We start from the raw sequence: 19222 nt of genomic DNA, 5'->3' as shown, positions 1-19222 counted from the left end.
ATATTAAGCTTCCTCTGTGGAAACTAAGTGTTTAACTTTATTTATCATCCCAAGAATATTAGAGGTAGCATCATGTTCAACCACCTGTCCTATTCTACGTAAACCAAGAGCTTCTAATGTTCTCTTTTGATTTTGAGCTCTTTTAATACTGCTCTTTACCTGTTTTACTTTAATCTTTCCCATTATATTCTTGGTTTTATCCTTTAAAAACTTTTTCTAAAGAAATACCTCTTTGGTTAGCAACTGTCTTTGCACCTCTAAGCTGCAAAAGAGCATCAAAAGTAGCTTTTACTACGTTGTGAGGGTTGGAAGAACCTTGTGATTTAGACAATACGTCCTGTACACCTACTGCTTCCAATACCGCTCTAACTGCACCACCTGCAATTACCCCGGTACCATGCGATGCAGGCTGGATATAAACTCTAGCTCCACCGAATTTCCCTTTTTGTTCGTGCGGTAAAGTACCTTTGTTCAATGGAATTCTAATAAGATTCTTTTTAGCATCTTCTATAGCCTTGGCAATTGCCGTAGCAACTTCCTTAGACTTACCTAGACCATGACCTACAACACCATTTTCATCACCTACCACAACGATAGCAGAAAATCCGAACGCTCTACCACCTTTAGTAACTTTGGTAACACGTTGTACCCCAACCAATCTATCTTTTAATTCTAAACCTCCCGGCTTAACAGTCTCTACGTTTTTGTATTTCTGATACATAATATTCTTAGAATTTTAATCCAGCTTCCCTAGCGCCATCGGCTAATGATTTTACTCTTCCATGGTATAAATTACCACCTCTATCAAAAGCAACAGCTTCTATTCCTGCTTCTTTTGCCTTTTCGGCAAGCGCCTTACCAACTTGGTTAGCCACTTCTGTTTTAGTTCCTTTAACTTTAGCTAAAGCCTTATCCCTTGAGGAAGCGGACACTATAGTTGTTCCGGCTACATCATCAATAATCTGAGCGTATATTCCAGTATTACTTCTAAAAACAGCTAGCCTTGGCCTTTCTGCAGTACCTGAGGAAATTTTTCTAATTCTCCTTCTGATACGTAGTCTTCTTTCAGTCTTCGTTAATCCCATAATGCTAATTATTAAGCCGATTTACCAGCTTTTCTTCTTAATTGTTCGCCAACGAACTTAATTCCTTTTCCTTTGTAAGGTTCTGGCTTACGCAAGGATCTAATCTTAGCGGCAATCTGCCCCACTAATTGCTTATCATGCGAACTTAGCTTTATTATTGGATTCTTTCCTTTTTCGGATACAGTTTCAACTTTTACCTCTGAAGCCACATCCAAAACGATGTTGTGTGAAAACCCTAAAGCTAGGTCCAATGTTTGTCCTTGGTTACTGGCGCGATATCCTACCCCTACCAATTCCAATTCCTTTACCCATCCTTTAGAAACTCCTTCGATCATATTATAAAACAAAGATCTATAAAGACCATGTTTCGCTTTATGCTCCTTGGAATCTGAAGGTCTTGTAACAAAAACTTGACCATCCTCAACCTTAACAGCAGCACCAGAAAATTCTTGGGAGAGTTCTCCCAACTTACCTTTTACGGTAATAACATCTTCCTTAACCTCTACGGTTACTCCTTCTGGAATTGCTATTGGATTATTACCTGTTCTAGACATTATTCTAAATCTTTATAGTATTAATAAACATAACATAATACTTCCCCACCTGCATTCTCAAGCTTTGCCTGCTTGCTGGTCATTACACCATGGGAAGTAGAAATAATTGCAATACCAAGACCATTTAATACTCTTGGCAACTCCTGCGAGTTAACATATTTTCTAAGTCCTGGTGTACTAACTCGCTTAATTTTTTTTATAACCGGCTCCTTAGTGAATTTGTCATATTTCAAGGCTATCTTAACAACCCCTTGAACCGCATTATCCTCAAATTTGTAGCTTAAAATATATCCTTGATCGAATAATATTTTAGTAATTTCCTTCTTTAAATTAGATGCAGGAATCTCCACCACTCTGTGGCCAGCACTGCTTGCATTTCTAATTCTAGTCAAATAATCCGCAATTGGATCTGTAAACATAATTATTGATTTACGGTAACGGTTTTTAACACTATTGTTAAACCTGGAACCAGTTTATACTCTTTTATTACCAGCTAGCTTTTCTAACTCCAGGTATAAGACCGTTATTGGCCATCTCCCTAAAAGTAACCCTAGATACCCCGAAGGTTCTCATGTAACCTCTAGGTCTTCCAGTTATCTTACAACGGTTGTGCATACGAACAGGTGAAGCATTTTTAGGTAATTTTTGTAACCCTTCATAATCACCAGCCTCTTTTAAGGCCTTTCTTTTCTCAGCATATTTTGCTACAGTCTTAGCTCTTTTGACCTCACGGGCCTTCATGGATTCTTTAGCCATACTAATTCTTTTTAAAAGGTAGTCCTAATTCGGTTAATAATGATTTAGCTTCTTTATCTGTTTCTGCAGAGGTTACAAATGTAATATCCATACCATTGATTCTGTTAATTTTATCAATGTTTATTTCTGGAAATATTATTTGCTCTGTAATACCAAGATTATAATTCCCTCTTCCATCAAAACCAGTGGCCTTAATCCCTTGGAAATCCCTTACCCTAGGCAAAGCAGAAGTCACCAATCTATCCAAGAATTCGTACATTCTCTCTCCACGTAAGGTTACTTTTGCCCCAATTGGCATCCCCTTACGTAATTTAAATGCAGCAACATCCTTTTTAGACATCGTTGAAATTGCTTTTTGTCCAGTAATATTGGTCAACTCATCTACCGCATGGTCAATAAGTTTTTTGTCCGCAACAGCGGCACCAACACCTCTACTAACAACAATTTTTTCTAATTTAGGAACCTGCATTACATTTTTGTAACCAAACTCCTCTTTAAGAGCCTTAACAACTCTTTCTTTATATTCCTGTTTTAATCTTGGAACGTAGGCCATAACTAAATTACTTCTTTAGATTTCTTAGAAAATCTTACTTTCTTACCATCTCTTACCTCAAATCCAACTCTAGTGGTCTCTCCTGATTTTGGATCGATCAATGACAGATTGGATATTTGTAAGGGAGCCTCTTTCTTAACAATCCCTCCTTGAGGATTGCTAGCACTAGGCTTTTCGTGTTTAGAAACCATATTGGCACCTTCAACGATCGCCTTGTTCTTTTCACGGTCTACACTTACAACCTTACCCTCTACCCCTTTGTGGTCTCCGGCTACAATTCTAACAGTATCCCCTGTTTTGATTTTTAATTTTCCCATTTTGCTATTTTTATTAAAGCACCTCTGGAGCCAATGATACAATTTTCATGAATTGCTTATCACGAAGTTCCCTAGCCACCGGTCCAAAAACACGTGTTCCCCTCATTTCCCCTGTTGGGTTTAAAAGTACACAGGCATTATCATCGAAACGAATATAAGAACCATCAGGTCTCCTAACTTCCTTTTTTGTTCTAACAACAACTGCTGTGGAAACCGCACCTTTTTTAATAGCTCCATTAGGAGTAGCTTCCTTAACGGCAACTACAATTTTATCCCCAACAGACGCATATCTCCTTTTTGTACCTCCCAACACACGAATGGTCAAAACTTCTTTCGCCCCCGTATTATCCGCTACTTTTAGTCTAGATTCTTGCTGTAACATAATTATTTAGCTCTTTCAATGATTTCCACTAGTCTCCAACATTTGGTCTTACTCAATGGACGAGTCTCCATTATCTTAACAGTATCGCCAATATTGCAATCGTTCTTTTCATCGTGTGCAACATATTTCTTAGTTTTCAACACGAACTTTCCGTACATAGGGTGCTTAACACGTTTAACTTCTGAAACCACTACTGATTTCTCCATTTTGTTGCTAGTTACAACTCCTATTCTCTCTTTTCTTAAATTCCTTTTTTCCATAAAGCAGAACCAATTATTGTAATTCCCTTTTAGTTAATTCAGTTGCCAATCTCGCCACAGTTCTTCTCACTTTCCTAATAAGTAAAGGATTTTCCAATGGTGTAACAGAATGGGCCAATTTTAAATCGAAATACTGTTTTTTAAACTCAGCACTCTTTTCTTTTAACCCCTCAACTGATAATTCTTTTATTTCTGATTGTTTCATGATTCCTTGCAATTATATTAAGCAGAATAGTCCCTAGCAATAATAAATTTTGTTCTTACTGGTAGTTTCTGTGCCGCAAGACGCAAAGCTTCTTTTGCTACATCAAGAGAAACACCGGCAATCTCGAACATAATCCGTCCTGGCAATACCACAGCTACAAAATATTCTGGAGCACCTTTACCTTTACCCATACGAACCTCTAACGGTTTTTTGGTAATAGGCTTGTCCGGAAATATTTTTATCCATAATTGGCCTTCTCTTTTCATGTACCTAGTTGCCGCAATACGAGCTGCTTCAATCTGGCGCGATGTTATAAAAGAGGTATCCATTGATTTTATACCAAACATACCGTTTGAAAGTTGATGACCCCTACCGGTGATCCCTTTCATACGACCTTTCTGCATTTTGCGGAACTTAGTCCTTTTTGGCTGTAACATTTCTTTACTTCTTTAAAAAATTACTTTCTACGACGTTGTTTCTTCGGTCCTTCTTGCTTTCCACCTTTTCCCTGAGATTGGCTCTTTGCCATACCTACCAAAGGAGAAAGTTCTCTTTTTCCATAAACCTCACCTTTCATGATCCATACTTTAATACCCAATCTTCCATAGGTTGTATGTGCTTCATGCAAAGCGTAGTCTATATCGGCTCTAAAAGTAGACAAGGGAATCCTACCATCTTTATAAGATTCGGATCTTGCCATTTCAGCGCCGTTCAAACGTCCAGATATCTGAATTTTAATCCCTTCAGCGTTCATTCTCATTGCAGCTGCAATCGCCATCTTGATAGCTCTTCTAAAAGAAATTCTACTTTCTATTTGACGTGCTACACTGGCAGCAACTAGATTAGCGTCCAATTCAGGTCTTTTGATCTCAAAAATGTTGATCTGAACTTCCTTATCCGTAATCTTCTTAAGCTCCTCTTTTAATTTATCTACCTCTTGACCACCTTTCCCAATAATAATACCTGGTCTTGCTGTGGTAATGGTAACCGTAATCAATTTTAGAGTACGCTCAATAATAATTCTAGACACACTTGCTTTTGCCAAACGAGCATGAACATATTTTCTGATCTTATCGTCTTCGGCAAGTTTATCACCATAATCGTTTCCACCGTACCAGTTAGACTCCCATCCTCTGATAATTCCTAGACGATTTCCGATTGGATTTGTTTTCTGTCCCATACTAAATGCTCTAGCTTTGTGTGTTATTGTTAGATCCCAAAACCAAGGTAACGTGGTTGGAACGTTTTCTAATTCTATGTGCTCTTCCTTGTGGAGCAGGACGTAGTCTTTTTAACATACTTCCACCATCCACTCTAATCTCCTTAACAAAAAGTTCAGCTTCTTCAACACTTGCATCCTCATTCTTAGCTTGCCAGTTAGCTATTGCAGATAACAATAACTTCTCCAGTCTACGTGATGATTCCTTTGAGTTGAATTTCAAAATAGCTAGCGCTTTCTCCACTTTTACACCTCTAACCAAATCCGCTACTAAACGCATTTTTCTAGGGGAAGTAGGGCAATTATTTAATTTTGCAAACGCTATTTGCTGCTTTTCCGCCTTTATTCTTTCGGCCATTTGTTTTTTACGAACTCCCATAGCTTACTTTTTACCTTTATTTTTTGCCCCGGCATGACCTCTAAAAGATCGTGTTGGAGAAAATTCACCTAATTTGTGACCCACCATGTTTTCTGTTACAAAAACAGGTACAAATTGCTTTCCATTGTGAACCGCTATTGTCTGACCTACAAAATCAGGAGTAATCATAGAAGCTCTAGACCATGTCTTAATGACTGCCTTTTTACCTGATTCAACATTTTGTTGGACTTTTTTATCCAAACTATAGTGAACGTAAGGTCCTTTCTTTAATGAACGTGCCATTTCTTTCTACTTTTTATTTCTTTCTACGTTCTAAAATATACTTGTTGGTACTCTTGGTCTTGGAACGGGTCCTGAATCCTTTCGCAGGAATTCCGTTTCTAGATCTAGGATGACCTCCAGAAGCCCTTCCTTCTCCACCACCCATGGGGTGATCAACAGGGTTCATTGCAACTGGTCTTGTTCTTGGTCTTCTTCCCAACCATCTACTTCTACCTGCCTTACCTGACACCAATAATTGATGATCAGAGTTGGATACAGCACCTATAGTGGCCAAACAATCCGCTAAAATTAATCTGGTTTCACCTGATGGCAATTTAATGGTAACAAACTTACCGTCCTTCGCCATTAACTGGGCAAATGTTCCAGCACTTCTCGCCATTACAGCTCCCTGTCCAGGACGCAATTCAATTCCAGATATGATTGTACCCAAAGGTATTTCACTTAATGGAAGTGCGTTCCCGATCTCTGGGGCAACTGCAGCTCCAGAAGATACTTCTTGACCCACCTGTAAACCATTTGGGGCAACAATATATCTTTTTTCACCATCAGCATACGCCAATAAAGCTATAAAAGCTGTTCTGTTTGGATCGTACTGAATTGATTCAACCGTGGCAGCAACATCTTGCTTATCCCTTTTGAAATCAATAACACGATACCTTCTCTTATGACCTCCACCTTTTTGGCGTATGGTCATTTTTCCTTGACTGTTTCTACCTCCCGACTTTTTTAACGGAGCAAGCAAGCTTTTTTCCGGCTTATCAGTAGTAATGGCGTCAAATCCATTTACTACTCTAAAACGCTGCCCGGGAGTGATTGGTTTTAATTTTCTAACTGACATTTTTTGTCTTTATAGATTACTGTAAAAATCAATAATATCTCCTTCTGCTACATCAACAATGGCTTTCTTAAAACCACTTGTCTTTCCGTGCTGTACACCAGTTTTAGTGTAACGCGACTTGCGCGAAGGACCATAATTCATTGTTCGAACTTTCTCAACAGAAACACCATAAGTTGCCTCTACTGCTTCCTTGACCTGAATCTTGTTGGCTTTTGGATCAACAAGAAAACCATAACGATTGTGCAACTCGCTATCAGCAGTCATTTTTTCCGTAATAATTGGCTTTATCAACACACTCATGGTTCGCTTATTTAATTAAGTTCGATTCGATTCCTTCCAAGGAACCTTCCAACAACACTAGGTTGTTAGCGTTTAATATTTTGTAAGTGCTTAATTCTGAGTTGGTTATAACCTCAGAACGCTCTAAATTGCGTGAGGACAAATATACGTTATTATTTGAATCACCCAACACAATTAGGGATTTTTTATTCTCCAAGCCCAAAGACTTCAAAAATTCTTTAAAATCCTTAGTTTTAGGAGCTTCAAAATTGAAATCCTCAACCACCATTATAGCATTGTCCTTTGACTTTAAAGTTAAGGCCGACCTCCTAGCCAAACGCTTAACATTTTTATTCAATTTTTGCTTATAATCCTTTGGTCTAGGTCCAAAAATACGTCCACCACCTCTAAACACTGGAGACTTAATACTACCCGCACGAGCAGTACCTGTTCCTTTTTGTTTTTTGATCTTTCTTGTACTTCCTGCTATCTCAGCACGCTCTTTGGATTTGTGCGTACCTTGTCTTTGGTGAGCCAAATATTGCTTAACATCCAAATACACAGCATGATTGTTTGGTTCTATTGCGAATACAGCGTCAGAAAGCTCAACCTTTCTACCTGTTTCTTTTCCCTTAATATCTAAAACTGCTACCTTCATTACTTCTCAATAGTTACGTAAGCGTTCTTATGACCAGGAACACAACCTTTTACTACTATAAGGTTCTTTTCTGGAACAATTTTTAATACTCTCAAGTTTTGAACGGTAACTCTATCAGTACCCATTCTACCAGCCATTTTCATTCCCTTAAAAACTCTTGCAGGATATGAAGCAGCACCAATGGAACCTGGAGCTCTTAATCTATTGTGCTGACCGTGGGTTGATTGACCAACACCGGCAAAGCCGTGTCTTTTAACAACACCTTGAAAACCTTTACCCTTTGAGGTACCGATTACATCAACAAATTCTCCTTCTACAAAAAGGTCTACTCCAAGAGTATCACCTAATTTGTGCGCACCTTCTTCAAAATACCTGAATTCCATGACCTTTTTCTTGGGAGAAGCGCCTGCTTTTTTAAAGTGACCTGTAGCCGCTTTATTAGCACGTTTTTCTGCCTTGTCATCGAAACCAAGCTGAAGGGCATTGTACCCGTCGACCTCTTCGGTTCTGACTTGGGTAACTACGCATGGTCCAGCTTCGATTACTGTACATGGAATGTTCTTTCCATTTTCATCGAAAATGCTGGTCATACCTACTTTTCTACCTATTAACCCAGACATATTTAATTAATTATTAATTGATTACTATTTAACTTATTGACACAAAAACAGGGTCAAAAAACAATTCAACCCTGAATATATTTTTTTCCGTCTTTCCTTCGCGAAACGCTCAGGACATGTCTTTCATAATTTCGAATTATGAATTCCGAAATTAGAACTATACTTTTATCTCAACCTCAACACCACTAGGAAGTTCCAACTTCATTAGAGCGTCGATAGTTTTTGATGAAGAGCTATAAATATCCAATAGTCTTTTGTAAGAACTTAATTGGAACTGCTCCCTTGCTTTTTTATTTACGTGCGGAGAACGCAACACAGTAAATATTTTTTTATGTGTTGGCAAAGGAATTGGCCCAGTTACAACCGCACCCGTAGTCTTTACCGTTTTTACGATCTTCTCAGCAGATTTATCTACCAAGTTGTGGTCGTACGACTTTAATTTAATTCTAATTTTTTGACTCATCTTAGTACGATTTTAAGCTGTTAATCCTTTTGCTTTCTTAATCACCGCTTCCGAAATATTGGAAGGAGTTTCAGCATAATGTGAAAATTCCATTGTTGAAGTTGCTCTACCTGAAGACAAAGTTCTCAATGAAGTAACATATCCAAACATTTCGGACAAAGGTACTTCACCTTTAATTACTTTGGCACCGGCTCTATCATCCATATTGGTAACAACTCCCCTTCTACGGTTAAGATCTCCTACGATATCTCCCATGTTTTCTTCAGGAGTCAAAACCTCCATTTTCATGATCGGCTCCATAATTATTGCTCCAGCAGCTTTACCAGCAGCTTTATAACCCATTTTGGCAGCCAATTCAAAAGATAGTGCATCGGAATCCACAGGGTGGAAAGATCCATCCTTTAGAACAACCTTCATTCTATCCATTTCAAAACCGGCCAATGGTCCATTCTTCATAGCGGCAGCAAATCCTTTTTCAACCGGACCTACAAATTCTTTAGGAATACGACCACCTTTAATTTGATCAACAAACTGCAAACCAGTTCCAACAAAATCGTCATCAGCAGGCCCCATTTCAAAGACAATATCACCAAATTTACCACGACCACCAGATTGTTTCTTATAAACCTCCCTATGTGAAGCCGTTTTAGTCAACGCCTCTTTGTATTCTACTTGTGGCTCTCCTTGGTTTACTTCAACCTTAAACTCACGTCTTAAACGGTCAACAATAATATCCAAGTGAAGCTCACCCATACCAGAAATGATAGTCTGACCAGATGCTTCATCTGTTTTTACCTGGAAAGTTGGATCTTCTTCGGCCAATTTAGCCAAAGCCATACCCAATTTATCAACATCAACCTTGGTTTTAGGCTCAACAGCAATACCAATTACAGGATCAGGGAAATTCATACTTTCCAATACTATTGGATGTTTTTCATCCGACAAAGTATCCCCTGTCTTAATATCCTTAAACCCTACTGCCGCACCAATATCTCCTGCTTCAATATAATCTACTGCATTCTGCTTATTGGCGTGCATTTGGTAAATCCTGGAAATACGCTCCTTGTTCCCGGAACGATTATTCAATACATAAGAACCAGCATCCAATCTACCAGAGTATGCTCTAAAAAATGCTAAACGACCTACAAAAGGATCCGTGGCAATTTTAAATGCCAAAGCCGCAAATGGCTCCTTAACACTTGGCTTTCTAGCCTCAGGCTTCTCAGTATCAGGATTAGTACCTACAATCGCATCCTTATCCAATGGAGAAGGCAAATAGCGACATACGGCATCCAACAAAAACTGTACTCCTTTATTTTTAAATGACGAACCACAGATCATAGGTATGATACTCATATCCATAACCGCAGCCCTCAAGGCAGCATGAACTTCATCCTCTGTAATAGAATCTTCATCTTCGAAGAACTTCTCCATCAAGGTTTCGTCATATTCCGCAACAGCTTCTATTAATTCAGCTCTACGTGCCCTAACTTCTTCCTTCATATCTTCCGGAATTGCAACAACATCAAAGGTTGCTCCGAAATTATCCTCATGCCATACTATAGCTCTGTTTTTCACCAAATCCACAATACCCTTAAAGTCTGCCTCGTCTCCGATCGGCAATACAATAGGCACAGCATTGGATCCCAACATTGTCTTAACCTGCTTGTTAACCATTAAAAAGTCAGCCCCCTGACGGTCCATTTTGTTAACGAAACCGATACGTGGCACTTTATAATTATCAGCCAATCTCCAGTTAGTTTCAGATTGTGGCTCAACACCATCAACTGCACTAAATAAGAAGACCAAGCCATCCAATACACGTAAAGAACGGTTTACTTCAACCGTAAAATCCACGTGGCCTGGGGTATCTATTACATTAAAGTGGTAGGATTGTGCATCTGCGGTTGGCTCTGCATTCTCCATAGGAAAAATCCACTCACAAGTTGTAGCAGCTGAAGTAATTGTAATACCACGCTCCTGCTCTTGCTCCATCCAGTCCATAGTGGCAGCACCATCATGAACCTCACCTATTTTATGACTCACACCAGTATAAAACAATATACGTTCTGTCGTAGTTGTTTTACCTGCATCAATATGAGCAGCAATCCCAATATTTCTTGTTAATTTTAAATCTCTTGCCATTTCTGCTTATTAAAATCTAAAGTGGGAGAATGCTTTGTTTGCTTCTGCCATTTTATGGGTATCTGTTCTTTTCTTAACTGCAGCACCTTCTTCTTTGGCCGCTGCCAATATTTCTCCTGCCAATTTTTGTGACATTGCCTTTTCGTTTCTCTTACGAGCATAACTAATAAGCCATTTCATAGCAGTTGATATCTTACGATCAGGTCTAATTTGCATAGGAATCTGAAAAGTAGCACCACCTACTCTTCTACTTCTTACCTCAACATGAGGCATAACATTGGACAATGCATCTTTCCAAAGCTCCAACGCCGTTTTTTCCTCGTCTGTCTTTTTTTCTTCTACGATATCAATTGCATCGTAAAACACTTTAAAGGCAACCGACTTCTTACCATCCCACATCATCATGTTAACAAAACGGGTCACCAATTGGTCATTAAACCTTGGATCGGGTAAAAGTGGTCTCTTTTTTGCCTGCTTTTTTCTCATTTCTTCTTTTTGAGTTAATGGTCAATAGTCAATTATTAAAAGTACAATACCCTTAATTCTCAACTCTTAACAAATTTTTACTTCTTAGGGCGTTTTGCTCCGTACTTAGATCTACGTTGTGTCCTTCCAGCAACACCTGCTGTATCCAAGGCACCTCTAACGATGTGATACCTAACTCCTGGCAAATCCTTTACCCTTCCGCCTCTTACTAATACTATCGAGTGCTCTTGTAAATTGTGACCCTCACCTGGTATATATGCGTTTACTTCCTTTCCATTTGTCAACCTAACCCTTGCAACTTTACGCATTGCAGAGTTTGGTTTCTTAGGAGTGGTTGTATAAACACGTGTACATACACCTCTTCTTTGAGGACACGAATCCAAAGCAGCCGATTTACTCTTCTTAGTAATCGTGACTCTTCCTTTTCGTACTAATTGTGAAATTGTTGGCATACTATTTTTGTATAATAAAAACTTAACCCCTCTTTTAAGGGCTGGCAAATGTAGTAATTATTCGCAATATTTCAAACCCTGATGAATTTATTTTTCATATTTTTTATCCTCAACAGATTCGGCAGCTTGTAATTAGATCATAACACATTGCGTTAAACAACCTTCAGTCGCCAAAAATTTCATAAATGGCAATTGCGAAATCAAAAATAAAACCAACAAAAGATCAGAGAATAATTATCAAAAAATAGCCTATTTATTATCAAATTATTAGCTTAATCGATTAATCCCTAAAAATAATGCAATATCACCCCTAAAAAACCTCTATTATTTATGATTATTATGATATTGTCAATATTTTAACTGTTTTACTGTAATAAAATCCTACGATCAAGTCAATTAATTGTTATACATATAAAATCTACCTGCTCTATTGTGATAAAAAAACACATATCGCCCCTGATAAGGCCATATTTAACAATTATTTATTATGCGCGCATAAGAAATGTCCCTAAAAAGTTGTTTTATTAACATTAAATTAGGATTTTTGCGATTGCTAATTCAAATAATTATAAAAATGAAAACAAAGTTAAATGGAATCCTAACGCTGTTTCTAGCGTTGATTGTGCAATTATCGTTTGCACAAGAAAAGACGATTTCAGGTACGGTAACTGACCAAGACGGTCTACCGCTCCCTGGAGTTAACATCCTTGTAGAAGGTACCACCACGGGTACCCAATCAGATTTTGATGGACTTTACACCATTGAAGCAAGTGTTGGGGAAGTCTTGGTATTCTCCTATATAGGTCAAAGTAATGTTCGAATGACAGTAGGAGCCAGTAACACCATCAACGTCCAAATGGAGGAAGATGCACAGGCACTGGAAGAAGTGGTAGTAACAGCCTTAGGTATTAAGAGAAATCCAAGATCTTTGGGATATTCTGTTAAGTCTGTTGAGGCCGAAGCCATTACAGAAAACTCCGAACCGGATTTAATTAGATCATTAAACGGTAAGGTACCTGGAGTAAACGTAAATGTCTCAACGGGCGTTGCCGGTGCTTCCAACAAAATAAGCATAAGGGGTACAACCTCTTTCCAAGGTGGAAACCAACCTTTATTCGTTGTAGATGGTACACCATATAGTAATACGGAAGTAGAAACCTCCAGCCAGATTACAGGTGGTGGTGGTTATGAAACCGGTATTTCATCTTTAGACCCTAACGATATTGCCAATGTTGAAGTGCTTAAAGGCGCTGTTGCAGCCGCATTATACGGTTCCAGGGCAGTAAACGGTGTAATCATCATTACTACCAAGTCCGGAAAATCTGGTGGATTGTCCAATAAAAAATTCGAGGTATCACTTAATACAGGTGTATATTTTGAGAAAATTGCCAACCTTCCAGAATACCAGAATACTTACGGTAACGGAACAAATTTCAACTACAGCAATGCCAACGGTTCATGGGGTGCCAGATTCGATTCTCGCGAAACCATCCCTACCTGGCCAAACTTGCTTAATGCATTTCCAGATCAATTTGGCCCTACAGTGCCTTATGTTGCACAACCCAACAACGTAAAGGACCTGTTTAAAACAGGATTTGTTGCCGATAACTCGATAAACATTAGTTCTGCCAAAGAAAATTCCAATTTTAGCCTTACCGTGTCCAATATTGATCAGCAAGGATATATTCCTTTTAACTCATACAAAAGGACCAATATTTCTGCAGGTGGTAATTTTAAATTGGACAATGGATTACAAGTTGGAGCCAACCTAAGTTATTCAGACAGTTACCAAGTTGGTCCTTTCCTAGGTGAAAACCAATTTGCTGGATCCGCTTCCTCCTTTGCAAGAACTCTTGTACTGGGAAGAACTTGGGACCTAAGCCTTCCATACGAAGATGCCAATGGTGCACCGGTAATACCTAACGGAGGCTGGGATCACCCTTTATGGTCATGGGAACACAATCAAATCAGGACCGGGGTTAATAGGACTGTTGCCAACGTAAGTTTTGCCTACGATTTTAATGAGCACATTAATGCTAGATATCAACTTGGTATCAATAAATATGACTTAGGCCGTATAGAGATAACCGATAAAGGCTCTAGAGCCGCATCAGGTACAGGTAGAGTAGTATCTGACGATTACGATAGCGAAGAAATAGAATCTACCTTCGTGGTAACGTTCAATTACGATTTGACCGAGGATTTAAACATGAATTTTTTGGTAGGTAACAACGTAAACCAAATTTCTAGTCACCGCGTTGGATATACAGGTACCAATTTAATTGCCGACAATATTTTTACCGTTAATAATACGGCCAATGTGGTTTCAGACGTAGATGAAACAACAAGAAAAAGGATAGTTGGTGTTTTTGGAGACCTGGGATTGGGATATAAAGACTACCTATTTGTAAATGCAACGGCGAGAAACGATTGGTCTTCCACTCTACCGCAAACAGACAATAGTTTTCTATATCCTTCTGTTTCTACCTCTTTTATATTTACAGAGGCTTTAGGAATAAACAATGATATTCTTAGTTACGGTAAGATTAGAGGTGGTTGGGCAAATGTTAGCAGAGATGCAGACCCCTACCAGATCAATAAAATATTTAGTGTTGGAACGGTTTACGCAGGCCAACCTTCCGTATTTGTTCCTTCAACTCTTGGTAATCCTAATTTAAGTCCGGAGAATACCGAAGAATTTGAAGCGGGTATAGATTTGGAACTCTTTAACAAGAAAGTGTTAATTGACTTTACCTGGTACCAGAAAACAACTACAGATCTTATTTCTGAAGTTAATGTTCCAACATCATCTGGTTACACTTCCTTGTTAACCAATATAGGTGAAATGGAAAATAAAGGTATCGAGGTAGGATTGACCTTGATTCCAATAAGAACAGAGAACTTTAAGTGGTCCACTTTTACCTCGTTTACCAAAAATAAGAACGTGGTAAACAAATTGATCGAAGGTCTTGACAGATTCCCCATAGACGTGAACCAAATTGCCTTTGTAGACGAAGGTGAACCATTTGGAGTGTTCTACGGAACCGCATTTGCCAGGGACGACGAAGGAAATTATTTAATTGAAGAAGGTGGCGGAGGTATCCTACAAGCTTTGGACAACCAAGTAATAGGTGACCCCAACCCAGATTTCAAAATTGGATTCACCAATACCTTTAAATATAAGACATTGAGTTTACAGGCCCAATTGGACTGGAAAGAAGGTGGAGACCTTTCTTCTTCAGGTATAGCTGGCCTATTAGGTAGAGGTGTAACCAAGGACACTGAAGATCGAGAACGTACTTTTATAATCCCTGGTGTTTATGGTAATCCTACTACTGGAGAAGCTATTTTGGATGGTTCTGGAAATAAAATACCGAATACCACACAAATTACCATGAACAACCTATATTTTTCACCTACAACAAACAGTAATACTTTTGGTATTAACACGGTAGATGAGGGTACCATTTACGATGGCACCGTGTTTAGGTTAAGAGAAATTGCATTGGCATACGAAGTGCCAAAAAAGTTCTTGGACAAGACCTTTATTGGTGGTATGACCTTCTCAGTTGTGGGGAACAACTTATGGTATTTTGCCCCTAATGTTCCTAAGTATACCAATTTTGATCCAGATGTTACTGCTTATGGATCAGGTAATCTACAAGGGATTGAAACTCAATCTGCCCCTAGTTCCAAGAGGTTTGGGTTTAAACTTAACGTAACATTTTAATAAGAAGAACTATGAAAAATATATTTAAATTAAATCTGAAAAGCCGCACAATGTTCGCCGTAGCATTGGTGTCTTTACTTTTCTACAATTGTAGTGACTATTTGGATGTCAACACGGACCCAAACAATCCTACAGTAGCTCCGTTAGACCAACTTTTGACGGACACTGAGAGAAACTTTAACTTGATCACGGAATTTAGGGTTTATATGGCAGAAGAGCTTTCGGCCTATGTTCACCAATTTACTTTCCGTGAGGAACAAGATCAGTACGGTACCAGACAGGACAATACCGATATTCAAAATTCTTGGGACGTTGCCTATTCGGTAATAACCGAAGCTGATATTATTATTGAGCAAGGCACTGCTGAAGAAGAGATGATCATTGTAGGTATGGCCAAGGTCCTCAAAGGATATACCGCTACCATTATCGTCGACATTTGGGGGGATGCTCCATATTCCGAAGCATCAAAACTTGCCACAGGTGTGGTAAGCCCTGTATTTGACAGTCAGACCGCCATCTACGAGAATGCCTTGGCATTAATTGACGAAGGTCTAGCCAATATTAACAGTGGACAAGGTGCCAACCCTGGAACCCAAGATTTATTTTACGATGGTGATATCACTAAATGGAATAAATTTGTAAATACCCTGAAATTGAAATTGTACAATGAGATTAGGTTGTCCACCACGTTTAATGCGGGTAAATTAAATGCTTTAATAGCTGCCGATAACTTTATGGGCAGCAGCGCTGACGATTTTGAATTTCCTTATTCTACCACCCAATCGCCGGCAGAAGAAAGAAATCCTCTTTTTAGAGCAAGCTATTTAACAGGACAAACCTCCCACTATGCCAGCCCATGGTTCTATGAAATCCTAAAAGGATGGAATCCCAACATTCACAATGGAGTGGAAGACCCTAGATTGCCATATTATTTCTTTAATCAATTAACGCCTGGGCAATTACCTCCGGATGTTGGTGATCCCACAACAGGTGACCCAAAAGCTGATTATTGGGATAGAAATACAGGATTCCATACCATTAGATTTGGTAGTGTAGGTCCAAACAGGGATTTTGCCTCTAGAGAATCTTCCACTTATCCTGGAATATATCCTGCCGGAGGTAGATATGATGATGGTGAAGGGGGCGATGCTGATGTTGATGCCGGTACAGGTGCCGCTCCACATAGGCTGTTAACCTTTCATGAATCGTTGTTTGTAATGGCTGAAATGATTCAAGCCAACGTAATTTCAGGTGATGCAAGGGCTATGTTGGAAGAAGCTATGATAGCAGCTTTCAAAAAAGTCGATGATGTTGTTGCCAATTCCGAAACTACACAAACTGTTCCCAAGCTTGATGGAACCACTGCTGTTACCGATTTTATCGATGGTATTTTGGCTGAATACGACGCCGCTTCCGATGCCAAGAAAATGGAGATCATTATGACCCAAAAATGGGTGTCCACCTTTGGAGATCCTTTTGATCAGTACAATGATTATAGAAGAACAGGGTATCCTATTTTGGCCGACCCCAATGGACCTTCTCCAGAATATCAACTGGACAATGGCGATGCTTGGCCTTTGATTGACAGTGAAACAACATTGACAAGACCATACCAGGTTTCATTATTCTGGCCACAAGCCGAATTGAACGTTAATGAAAATGCACCTGCCCAGAAAGATGCAACTACCTACAAAATATTTTGGGATAACTAAAATCATAAAATTCATATCATGAAAAAAACATATATATTAAGTCTCTTTTTAGCCCTATTTGCGCTAAATACATCATGCGATGATGATGGAGGTACTTCGGCAATCCCAACCACCAATGGTGCCCTACCCGATTTCGCGGTAGTAGCGGGTAGTCCTGCATTTATTGACCTAACGGGGCTGAACGACCTCAATTTAAACTTCACGGTAGGTGTTGGCGTTGGAACACCAGCCTCTTTCGATTTGAAAGCCTTCTACCTTACGGTAGATGGGGATTTATACGGTCCAGTAACGTTGGATAGCGGAGTAACTGAATTTCCTAAGGAATATACCTTAACTGGCACTGAACTTATAGGTTCATTTTCGGAACTTACCAGTGCTGATGATATTCAAGTGGGTGATATGCTTAAATTATATACGTCATATACATTTAAGGATGGTTCAGTATTGGAAGTATTAAATAGTAAAGCAGAACCAAATTATTATGCTGCCGATTTTAATCAGATCACCGAATTTAAAATTAGCTTGGATTACATAGTGTCCTGTCCTTCGGATTTAGGAGGAAATTACAGTGTTGTGAGTAGTGGAACATCAACAGACGGAGCACCTGTGAACAACCCATTGGTAGATTTCGCTTATGATGTTGTTGTAACTGACAACGGCGGAGGTAACTATTCCATTTCCGATGGGGTTGCCGGAGTTTATCAAGACTGGTACTGTGAACCTTATGGCTACTGTTTTGAAACCGCTGGTACTATGACCGACGTTTGTGGTGACCTTACGGGAACTTGGACAGAAAGCTTTAGTTGCGAAATTAACCTTACAGGTACTGTTAATCCAGATGGAACTCTTTCTATACAATGGGAAAATTGCTTTGGTGATTCTGCCACTGCTGTATATACCCCTCAGTAAATCTATCTTAAACCCGGTATAAAAACGGGTTACAATTAATTCAGAAACCGTTGAAAATTACTTTTCAGCGGTTTCTTTTTTTATCCATAATTCCAACTTTAAACCTATTTAGGTCGGGTAGTATTAATTATTACCGGCTTATACTTTTAAGTAGTATTTATTTCTCACTTATTTTCTACCTTTACTCCCATGAAAGATACCCAACAAATTTATGGCATTAGAGCCGTAATCGAAGCCATAAAATCCAACGAACCCATAGATAAGGTTTTCATCCAAAAAGGTCTAAAGGGCGATTTGTCCAGGGATATGGAAACCCTAATTCGAAAAAATGGAATTACCGCTTCCTATGTACCCATTGAAAAATTAAACCGACTTACAAAAAACAATCATCAAGGCGTTGTTGCCAATATATCTCCCATAACTTTTCTGACCATGGAAGAAATGGTAGAAAAAGTGTTGGAAACCAAAAAAACACCACTATTCCTATTATTGGATCAACTATCGGATGTACGCAACTTTGGCGCAGTTATTAGAACAGCCGAATGTACTGGGGTAGATGGGATCATTATACAGAAAAAAGGCGCCGCTCCGGTTACAGCAGATACCATAAAAACCTCGGCGGGTGCCGCATTTCGTGTGCCCATTGCCAAGATAGACCACATAAAAGATGCCGTATTTTATTTACAGGCCTCTGGAATAAAGGTTATTGCAGCAACCGAAAAAGCAGACAGCACTATTTACGACGTATCCTTTAAGGAACCCTGTGCTATTATTATGGGATCTGAGGATGTGGGCATCTCCCCTTCCATATTAAAAGCTGCAGACCATATGGCCAAACTTCCCCTACTGGGTGAAATAGGTTCGCTAAATGTTTCGGTAGCCTGTGGCGTTTTCCTTTACGAAGCGGTAAGGCAACGGCAGGAAACCCCTTAAGGCGC

At 39.1% G+C, this 19222-nt stretch carries 27 protein-coding genes; 4 read left to right on the top strand and 23 right to left on the bottom strand.

Annotated elements, in window-relative coordinates; translation table 11 throughout:
• Nucleotides 1-3: 3 nt before the first annotated feature.
• From rpmD to rpsL, 23 genes are all read right to left on the bottom strand, one after another.
• The gene (gene rpmD / locus MWU78_RS03340; RefSeq protein WP_072865343.1) at nucleotides 4-183 is read right to left on the bottom strand and encodes a 50S ribosomal protein L30; all 180 of its coding nucleotides are present in this window, start codon (nucleotides 181-183) and stop codon (nucleotides 4-6) included.
• Nucleotides 184-196: 13 nt separating this feature from the next.
• Nucleotides 197-721, bottom strand: a complete 525-nt coding sequence (gene rpsE / locus MWU78_RS03335; RefSeq protein ID WP_103474398.1) for a 30S ribosomal protein S5 — start codon at nucleotides 719-721, stop codon at nucleotides 197-199.
• Between the two features lie 7 nt (nucleotides 722-728).
• The gene (gene rplR / locus MWU78_RS03330) at nucleotides 729-1085 is read right to left on the bottom strand and encodes a 50S ribosomal protein L18 (RefSeq protein ID WP_246994964.1); all 357 of its coding nucleotides are present in this window, start codon (nucleotides 1083-1085) and stop codon (nucleotides 729-731) included.
• 11 nt (nucleotides 1086-1096) lie between these two features.
• Nucleotides 1097-1639, bottom strand: a complete 543-nt coding sequence (gene rplF, locus MWU78_RS03325; RefSeq protein WP_187582457.1) for a 50S ribosomal protein L6 — start codon at nucleotides 1637-1639, stop codon at nucleotides 1097-1099.
• Nucleotides 1640-1659: 20 nt separating this feature from the next.
• Nucleotides 1660-2058, bottom strand: a complete 399-nt coding sequence (gene rpsH, locus MWU78_RS03320; RefSeq protein WP_246994962.1) for a 30S ribosomal protein S8 — start codon at nucleotides 2056-2058, stop codon at nucleotides 1660-1662.
• A 67-nt stretch (nucleotides 2059-2125) separates the two neighbouring features.
• The gene (rpsN, locus tag MWU78_RS03315; protein ID WP_246994960.1) at nucleotides 2126-2395 is read right to left on the bottom strand and encodes a 30S ribosomal protein S14; all 270 of its coding nucleotides are present in this window, start codon (nucleotides 2393-2395) and stop codon (nucleotides 2126-2128) included.
• 1 nt (nucleotide 2396) lies between these two features.
• Complete coding sequence (gene rplE, locus MWU78_RS03310) at nucleotides 2397-2948, bottom strand: 50S ribosomal protein L5 (protein ID WP_246994958.1); 552 nt, start codon at nucleotides 2946-2948, stop codon at nucleotides 2397-2399.
• 2 nt (nucleotides 2949-2950) lie between these two features.
• Nucleotides 2951-3265 (bottom strand): 50S ribosomal protein L24, encoded by a 315-nt coding sequence (rplX, locus tag MWU78_RS03305; RefSeq protein WP_103440707.1) that lies wholly within the window; start codon nucleotides 3263-3265, stop codon nucleotides 2951-2953.
• A 13-nt stretch (nucleotides 3266-3278) separates the two neighbouring features.
• Nucleotides 3279-3647 carry a 50S ribosomal protein L14 gene (rplN, locus tag MWU78_RS03300; RefSeq protein WP_111624287.1) on the bottom strand — a complete coding sequence of 123 codons (369 nt, stop codon included), beginning with the start codon at nucleotides 3645-3647 and terminating at the stop codon, nucleotides 3279-3281.
• Nucleotides 3648-3649: 2 nt separating this feature from the next.
• Nucleotides 3650-3907: a 30S ribosomal protein S17 gene (gene rpsQ, locus MWU78_RS03295; protein ID WP_031445107.1), complete on the bottom strand. Its 258-nt coding sequence runs from the start codon at nucleotides 3905-3907 to the stop codon at nucleotides 3650-3652.
• Nucleotides 3908-3920: 13 nt separating this feature from the next.
• Complete coding sequence (gene rpmC / locus MWU78_RS03290) at nucleotides 3921-4112, bottom strand: 50S ribosomal protein L29 (protein WP_103440709.1); 192 nt, start codon at nucleotides 4110-4112, stop codon at nucleotides 3921-3923.
• A 17-nt stretch (nucleotides 4113-4129) separates the two neighbouring features.
• Nucleotides 4130-4549: a 50S ribosomal protein L16 gene (gene rplP / locus MWU78_RS03285; RefSeq protein ID WP_246994955.1), complete on the bottom strand. Its 420-nt coding sequence runs from the start codon at nucleotides 4547-4549 to the stop codon at nucleotides 4130-4132.
• A 20-nt stretch (nucleotides 4550-4569) separates the two neighbouring features.
• Nucleotides 4570-5292, bottom strand: coding sequence for a 30S ribosomal protein S3 (rpsC, locus tag MWU78_RS03280; RefSeq protein ID WP_072865350.1), 723 nt, complete (start codon nucleotides 5290-5292; stop codon nucleotides 4570-4572).
• A 10-nt stretch (nucleotides 5293-5302) separates the two neighbouring features.
• Nucleotides 5303-5710 carry a 50S ribosomal protein L22 gene (gene rplV / locus MWU78_RS03275; protein ID WP_103440712.1) on the bottom strand — a complete coding sequence of 136 codons (408 nt, stop codon included), beginning with the start codon at nucleotides 5708-5710 and terminating at the stop codon, nucleotides 5303-5305.
• A 3-nt stretch (nucleotides 5711-5713) separates the two neighbouring features.
• Nucleotides 5714-5992: a 30S ribosomal protein S19 gene (gene rpsS, locus MWU78_RS03270; protein ID WP_026810026.1), complete on the bottom strand. Its 279-nt coding sequence runs from the start codon at nucleotides 5990-5992 to the stop codon at nucleotides 5714-5716.
• A gap of 13 nt (nucleotides 5993-6005) precedes the next feature.
• Nucleotides 6006-6830, bottom strand: a complete 825-nt coding sequence (gene rplB / locus MWU78_RS03265; protein ID WP_246994953.1) for a 50S ribosomal protein L2 — start codon at nucleotides 6828-6830, stop codon at nucleotides 6006-6008.
• Between the two features lie 9 nt (nucleotides 6831-6839).
• Nucleotides 6840-7130 carry a 50S ribosomal protein L23 gene (rplW, locus tag MWU78_RS03260; protein WP_187582466.1) on the bottom strand — a complete coding sequence of 97 codons (291 nt, stop codon included), beginning with the start codon at nucleotides 7128-7130 and terminating at the stop codon, nucleotides 6840-6842.
• Nucleotides 7131-7137: 7 nt separating this feature from the next.
• Nucleotides 7138-7767, bottom strand: a complete 630-nt coding sequence (gene rplD, locus MWU78_RS03255) for a 50S ribosomal protein L4 (RefSeq protein WP_103474409.1) — start codon at nucleotides 7765-7767, stop codon at nucleotides 7138-7140.
• Complete coding sequence (rplC, locus tag MWU78_RS03250; protein ID WP_187582468.1) at nucleotides 7767-8387, bottom strand: 50S ribosomal protein L3; 621 nt, start codon at nucleotides 8385-8387, stop codon at nucleotides 7767-7769. Before rplC ends, rplD begins: the two co-directional genes overlap by 1 nt.
• Nucleotides 8388-8544: 157 nt before the next feature.
• Complete coding sequence (gene rpsJ / locus MWU78_RS03245) at nucleotides 8545-8850, bottom strand: 30S ribosomal protein S10 (protein WP_010230113.1); 306 nt, start codon at nucleotides 8848-8850, stop codon at nucleotides 8545-8547.
• A gap of 12 nt (nucleotides 8851-8862) precedes the next feature.
• Nucleotides 8863-10995, bottom strand: a complete 2133-nt coding sequence (fusA, locus tag MWU78_RS03240; protein ID WP_246994951.1) for an elongation factor G — start codon at nucleotides 10993-10995, stop codon at nucleotides 8863-8865.
• Nucleotides 10996-11004: 9 nt separating this feature from the next.
• Nucleotides 11005-11481 (bottom strand): 30S ribosomal protein S7, encoded by a 477-nt coding sequence (gene rpsG / locus MWU78_RS03235; RefSeq protein WP_103440719.1) that lies wholly within the window; start codon nucleotides 11479-11481, stop codon nucleotides 11005-11007.
• Between the two features lie 77 nt (nucleotides 11482-11558).
• Nucleotides 11559-11933 carry a 30S ribosomal protein S12 gene (gene rpsL / locus MWU78_RS03230; RefSeq protein WP_031445118.1) on the bottom strand — a complete coding sequence of 125 codons (375 nt, stop codon included), beginning with the start codon at nucleotides 11931-11933 and terminating at the stop codon, nucleotides 11559-11561.
• A 574-nt stretch (nucleotides 11934-12507) separates the two neighbouring features.
• Here rpsL and MWU78_RS03225 point away from each other — a divergent pair.
• The 4 genes from MWU78_RS03225 to rlmB all read left to right on the top strand — a co-directional run bounded on the left by MWU78_RS03225 (nucleotide 12508) and on the right by rlmB (nucleotide 19217).
• On the top strand, nucleotides 12508-15663 hold the full coding sequence (locus tag MWU78_RS03225) for a SusC/RagA family TonB-linked outer membrane protein (RefSeq protein ID WP_246994949.1): 3156 nt from the start codon (nucleotides 12508-12510) through the stop codon (nucleotides 15661-15663).
• 11 nt (nucleotides 15664-15674) lie between these two features.
• A complete protein-coding gene (locus MWU78_RS03220) occupies nucleotides 15675-17375 on the top strand; it encodes a SusD/RagB family nutrient-binding outer membrane lipoprotein (protein WP_246994947.1) in 1701 nt (566 codons plus the stop codon).
• Nucleotides 17376-17393: 18 nt separating this feature from the next.
• On the top strand, nucleotides 17394-18284 hold the full coding sequence (locus tag MWU78_RS03215; RefSeq protein ID WP_246994944.1) for a hypothetical protein: 891 nt from the start codon (nucleotides 17394-17396) through the stop codon (nucleotides 18282-18284).
• A 189-nt stretch (nucleotides 18285-18473) separates the two neighbouring features.
• A complete protein-coding gene (gene rlmB / locus MWU78_RS03210; protein ID WP_246994942.1) occupies nucleotides 18474-19217 on the top strand; it encodes a 23S rRNA (guanosine(2251)-2'-O)-methyltransferase RlmB in 744 nt (247 codons plus the stop codon).
• Nucleotides 19218-19222 lie beyond the last annotated feature (5 nt).

Origin of the sequence: Arenibacter sp. F26102 (genome assembly GCF_023015865.1) — a bacterium.
Taxonomy (GTDB): Bacteria; Bacteroidota; Bacteroidia; order Flavobacteriales; family Flavobacteriaceae; genus Arenibacter.
This window is presented reverse-complemented; position numbering and strand designations above follow the sequence as displayed.

Excerpts from the sequence above, each read along its gene's own strand:
- rpsQ (WP_031445107.1), bottom strand. The coding sequence starts at position 3,907 with ATGGAAAAAAGGAATTTAAGAAAAGAGAGAATAGGAGTTGTAACTAGC.
- rplE (WP_246994958.1), bottom strand. The coding sequence starts at position 2,948 with ATGGCCTACGTTCCAAGATTAAAACAGGAATATAAAGAAAGAGTTGTT.
- rpsN (WP_246994960.1), bottom strand. The coding sequence starts at position 2,395 with ATGGCTAAAGAATCCATGAAGGCCCGTGAGGTCAAAAGAGCTAAGACT.
- rplD (WP_103474409.1), bottom strand. The coding sequence starts at position 7,767 with ATGAAGGTAGCAGTTTTAGATATTAAGGGAAAAGAAACAGGTAGAAAG.
- rpsJ (WP_010230113.1), bottom strand. The coding sequence starts at position 8,850 with ATGAGTCAAAAAATTAGAATTAAATTAAAGTCGTACGACCACAACTTG.
- rpsH (WP_246994962.1), bottom strand. The coding sequence starts at position 2,058 with ATGTTTACAGATCCAATTGCGGATTATTTGACTAGAATTAGAAATGCA.
- MWU78_RS03215 (WP_246994944.1), top strand. The coding sequence starts at position 17,394 with ATGAAAAAAACATATATATTAAGTCTCTTTTTAGCCCTATTTGCGCTA.
- rpmD (WP_072865343.1), bottom strand. The coding sequence starts at position 183 with ATGGGAAAGATTAAAGTAAAACAGGTAAAGAGCAGTATTAAAAGAGCT.
- rpsG (WP_103440719.1), bottom strand. The coding sequence starts at position 11,481 with ATGAGAAAAAAGCAGGCAAAAAAGAGACCACTTTTACCCGATCCAAGG.
- rpsE (WP_103474398.1), bottom strand. The coding sequence starts at position 721 with ATGTATCAGAAATACAAAAACGTAGAGACTGTTAAGCCGGGAGGTTTA.
- rplN (WP_111624287.1), bottom strand. The coding sequence starts at position 3,647 with ATGTTACAGCAAGAATCTAGACTAAAAGTAGCGGATAATACGGGGGCG.
- MWU78_RS03225 (WP_246994949.1), top strand. The coding sequence starts at position 12,508 with ATGAAAACAAAGTTAAATGGAATCCTAACGCTGTTTCTAGCGTTGATT.
- rplF (WP_187582457.1), bottom strand. The coding sequence starts at position 1,639 with ATGTCTAGAACAGGTAATAATCCAATAGCAATTCCAGAAGGAGTAACC.
- rpsS (WP_026810026.1), bottom strand. The coding sequence starts at position 5,992 with ATGGCACGTTCATTAAAGAAAGGACCTTACGTTCACTATAGTTTGGAT.
- MWU78_RS03220 (WP_246994947.1), top strand. The coding sequence starts at position 15,675 with ATGAAAAATATATTTAAATTAAATCTGAAAAGCCGCACAATGTTCGCC.
- rpsC (WP_072865350.1), bottom strand. The coding sequence starts at position 5,292 with ATGGGACAGAAAACAAATCCAATCGGAAATCGTCTAGGAATTATCAGA.
- rpmC (WP_103440709.1), bottom strand. The coding sequence starts at position 4,112 with ATGAAACAATCAGAAATAAAAGAATTATCAGTTGAGGGGTTAAAAGAA.
- fusA (WP_246994951.1), bottom strand. The coding sequence starts at position 10,995 with ATGGCAAGAGATTTAAAATTAACAAGAAATATTGGGATTGCTGCTCAT.
- rplB (WP_246994953.1), bottom strand. The coding sequence starts at position 6,830 with ATGTCAGTTAGAAAATTAAAACCAATCACTCCCGGGCAGCGTTTTAGA.
- rplR (WP_246994964.1), bottom strand. The coding sequence starts at position 1,085 with ATGGGATTAACGAAGACTGAAAGAAGACTACGTATCAGAAGGAGAATT.
- rplC (WP_187582468.1), bottom strand. The coding sequence starts at position 8,387 with ATGTCTGGGTTAATAGGTAGAAAAGTAGGTATGACCAGCATTTTCGAT.
- rplW (WP_187582466.1), bottom strand. The coding sequence starts at position 7,130 with ATGAGTGTGTTGATAAAGCCAATTATTACGGAAAAAATGACTGCTGAT.
- rlmB (WP_246994942.1), top strand. The coding sequence starts at position 18,474 with ATGAAAGATACCCAACAAATTTATGGCATTAGAGCCGTAATCGAAGCC.
- rplP (WP_246994955.1), bottom strand. The coding sequence starts at position 4,549 with ATGTTACAGCCAAAAAGGACTAAGTTCCGCAAAATGCAGAAAGGTCGT.
- rplV (WP_103440712.1), bottom strand. The coding sequence starts at position 5,710 with ATGGGAGTTCGTAAAAAACAAATGGCCGAAAGAATAAAGGCGGAAAAG.
- rpsL (WP_031445118.1), bottom strand. The coding sequence starts at position 11,933 with ATGCCAACAATTTCACAATTAGTACGAAAAGGAAGAGTCACGATTACT.
- rplX (WP_103440707.1), bottom strand. The coding sequence starts at position 3,265 with ATGGGAAAATTAAAAATCAAAACAGGGGATACTGTTAGAATTGTAGCC.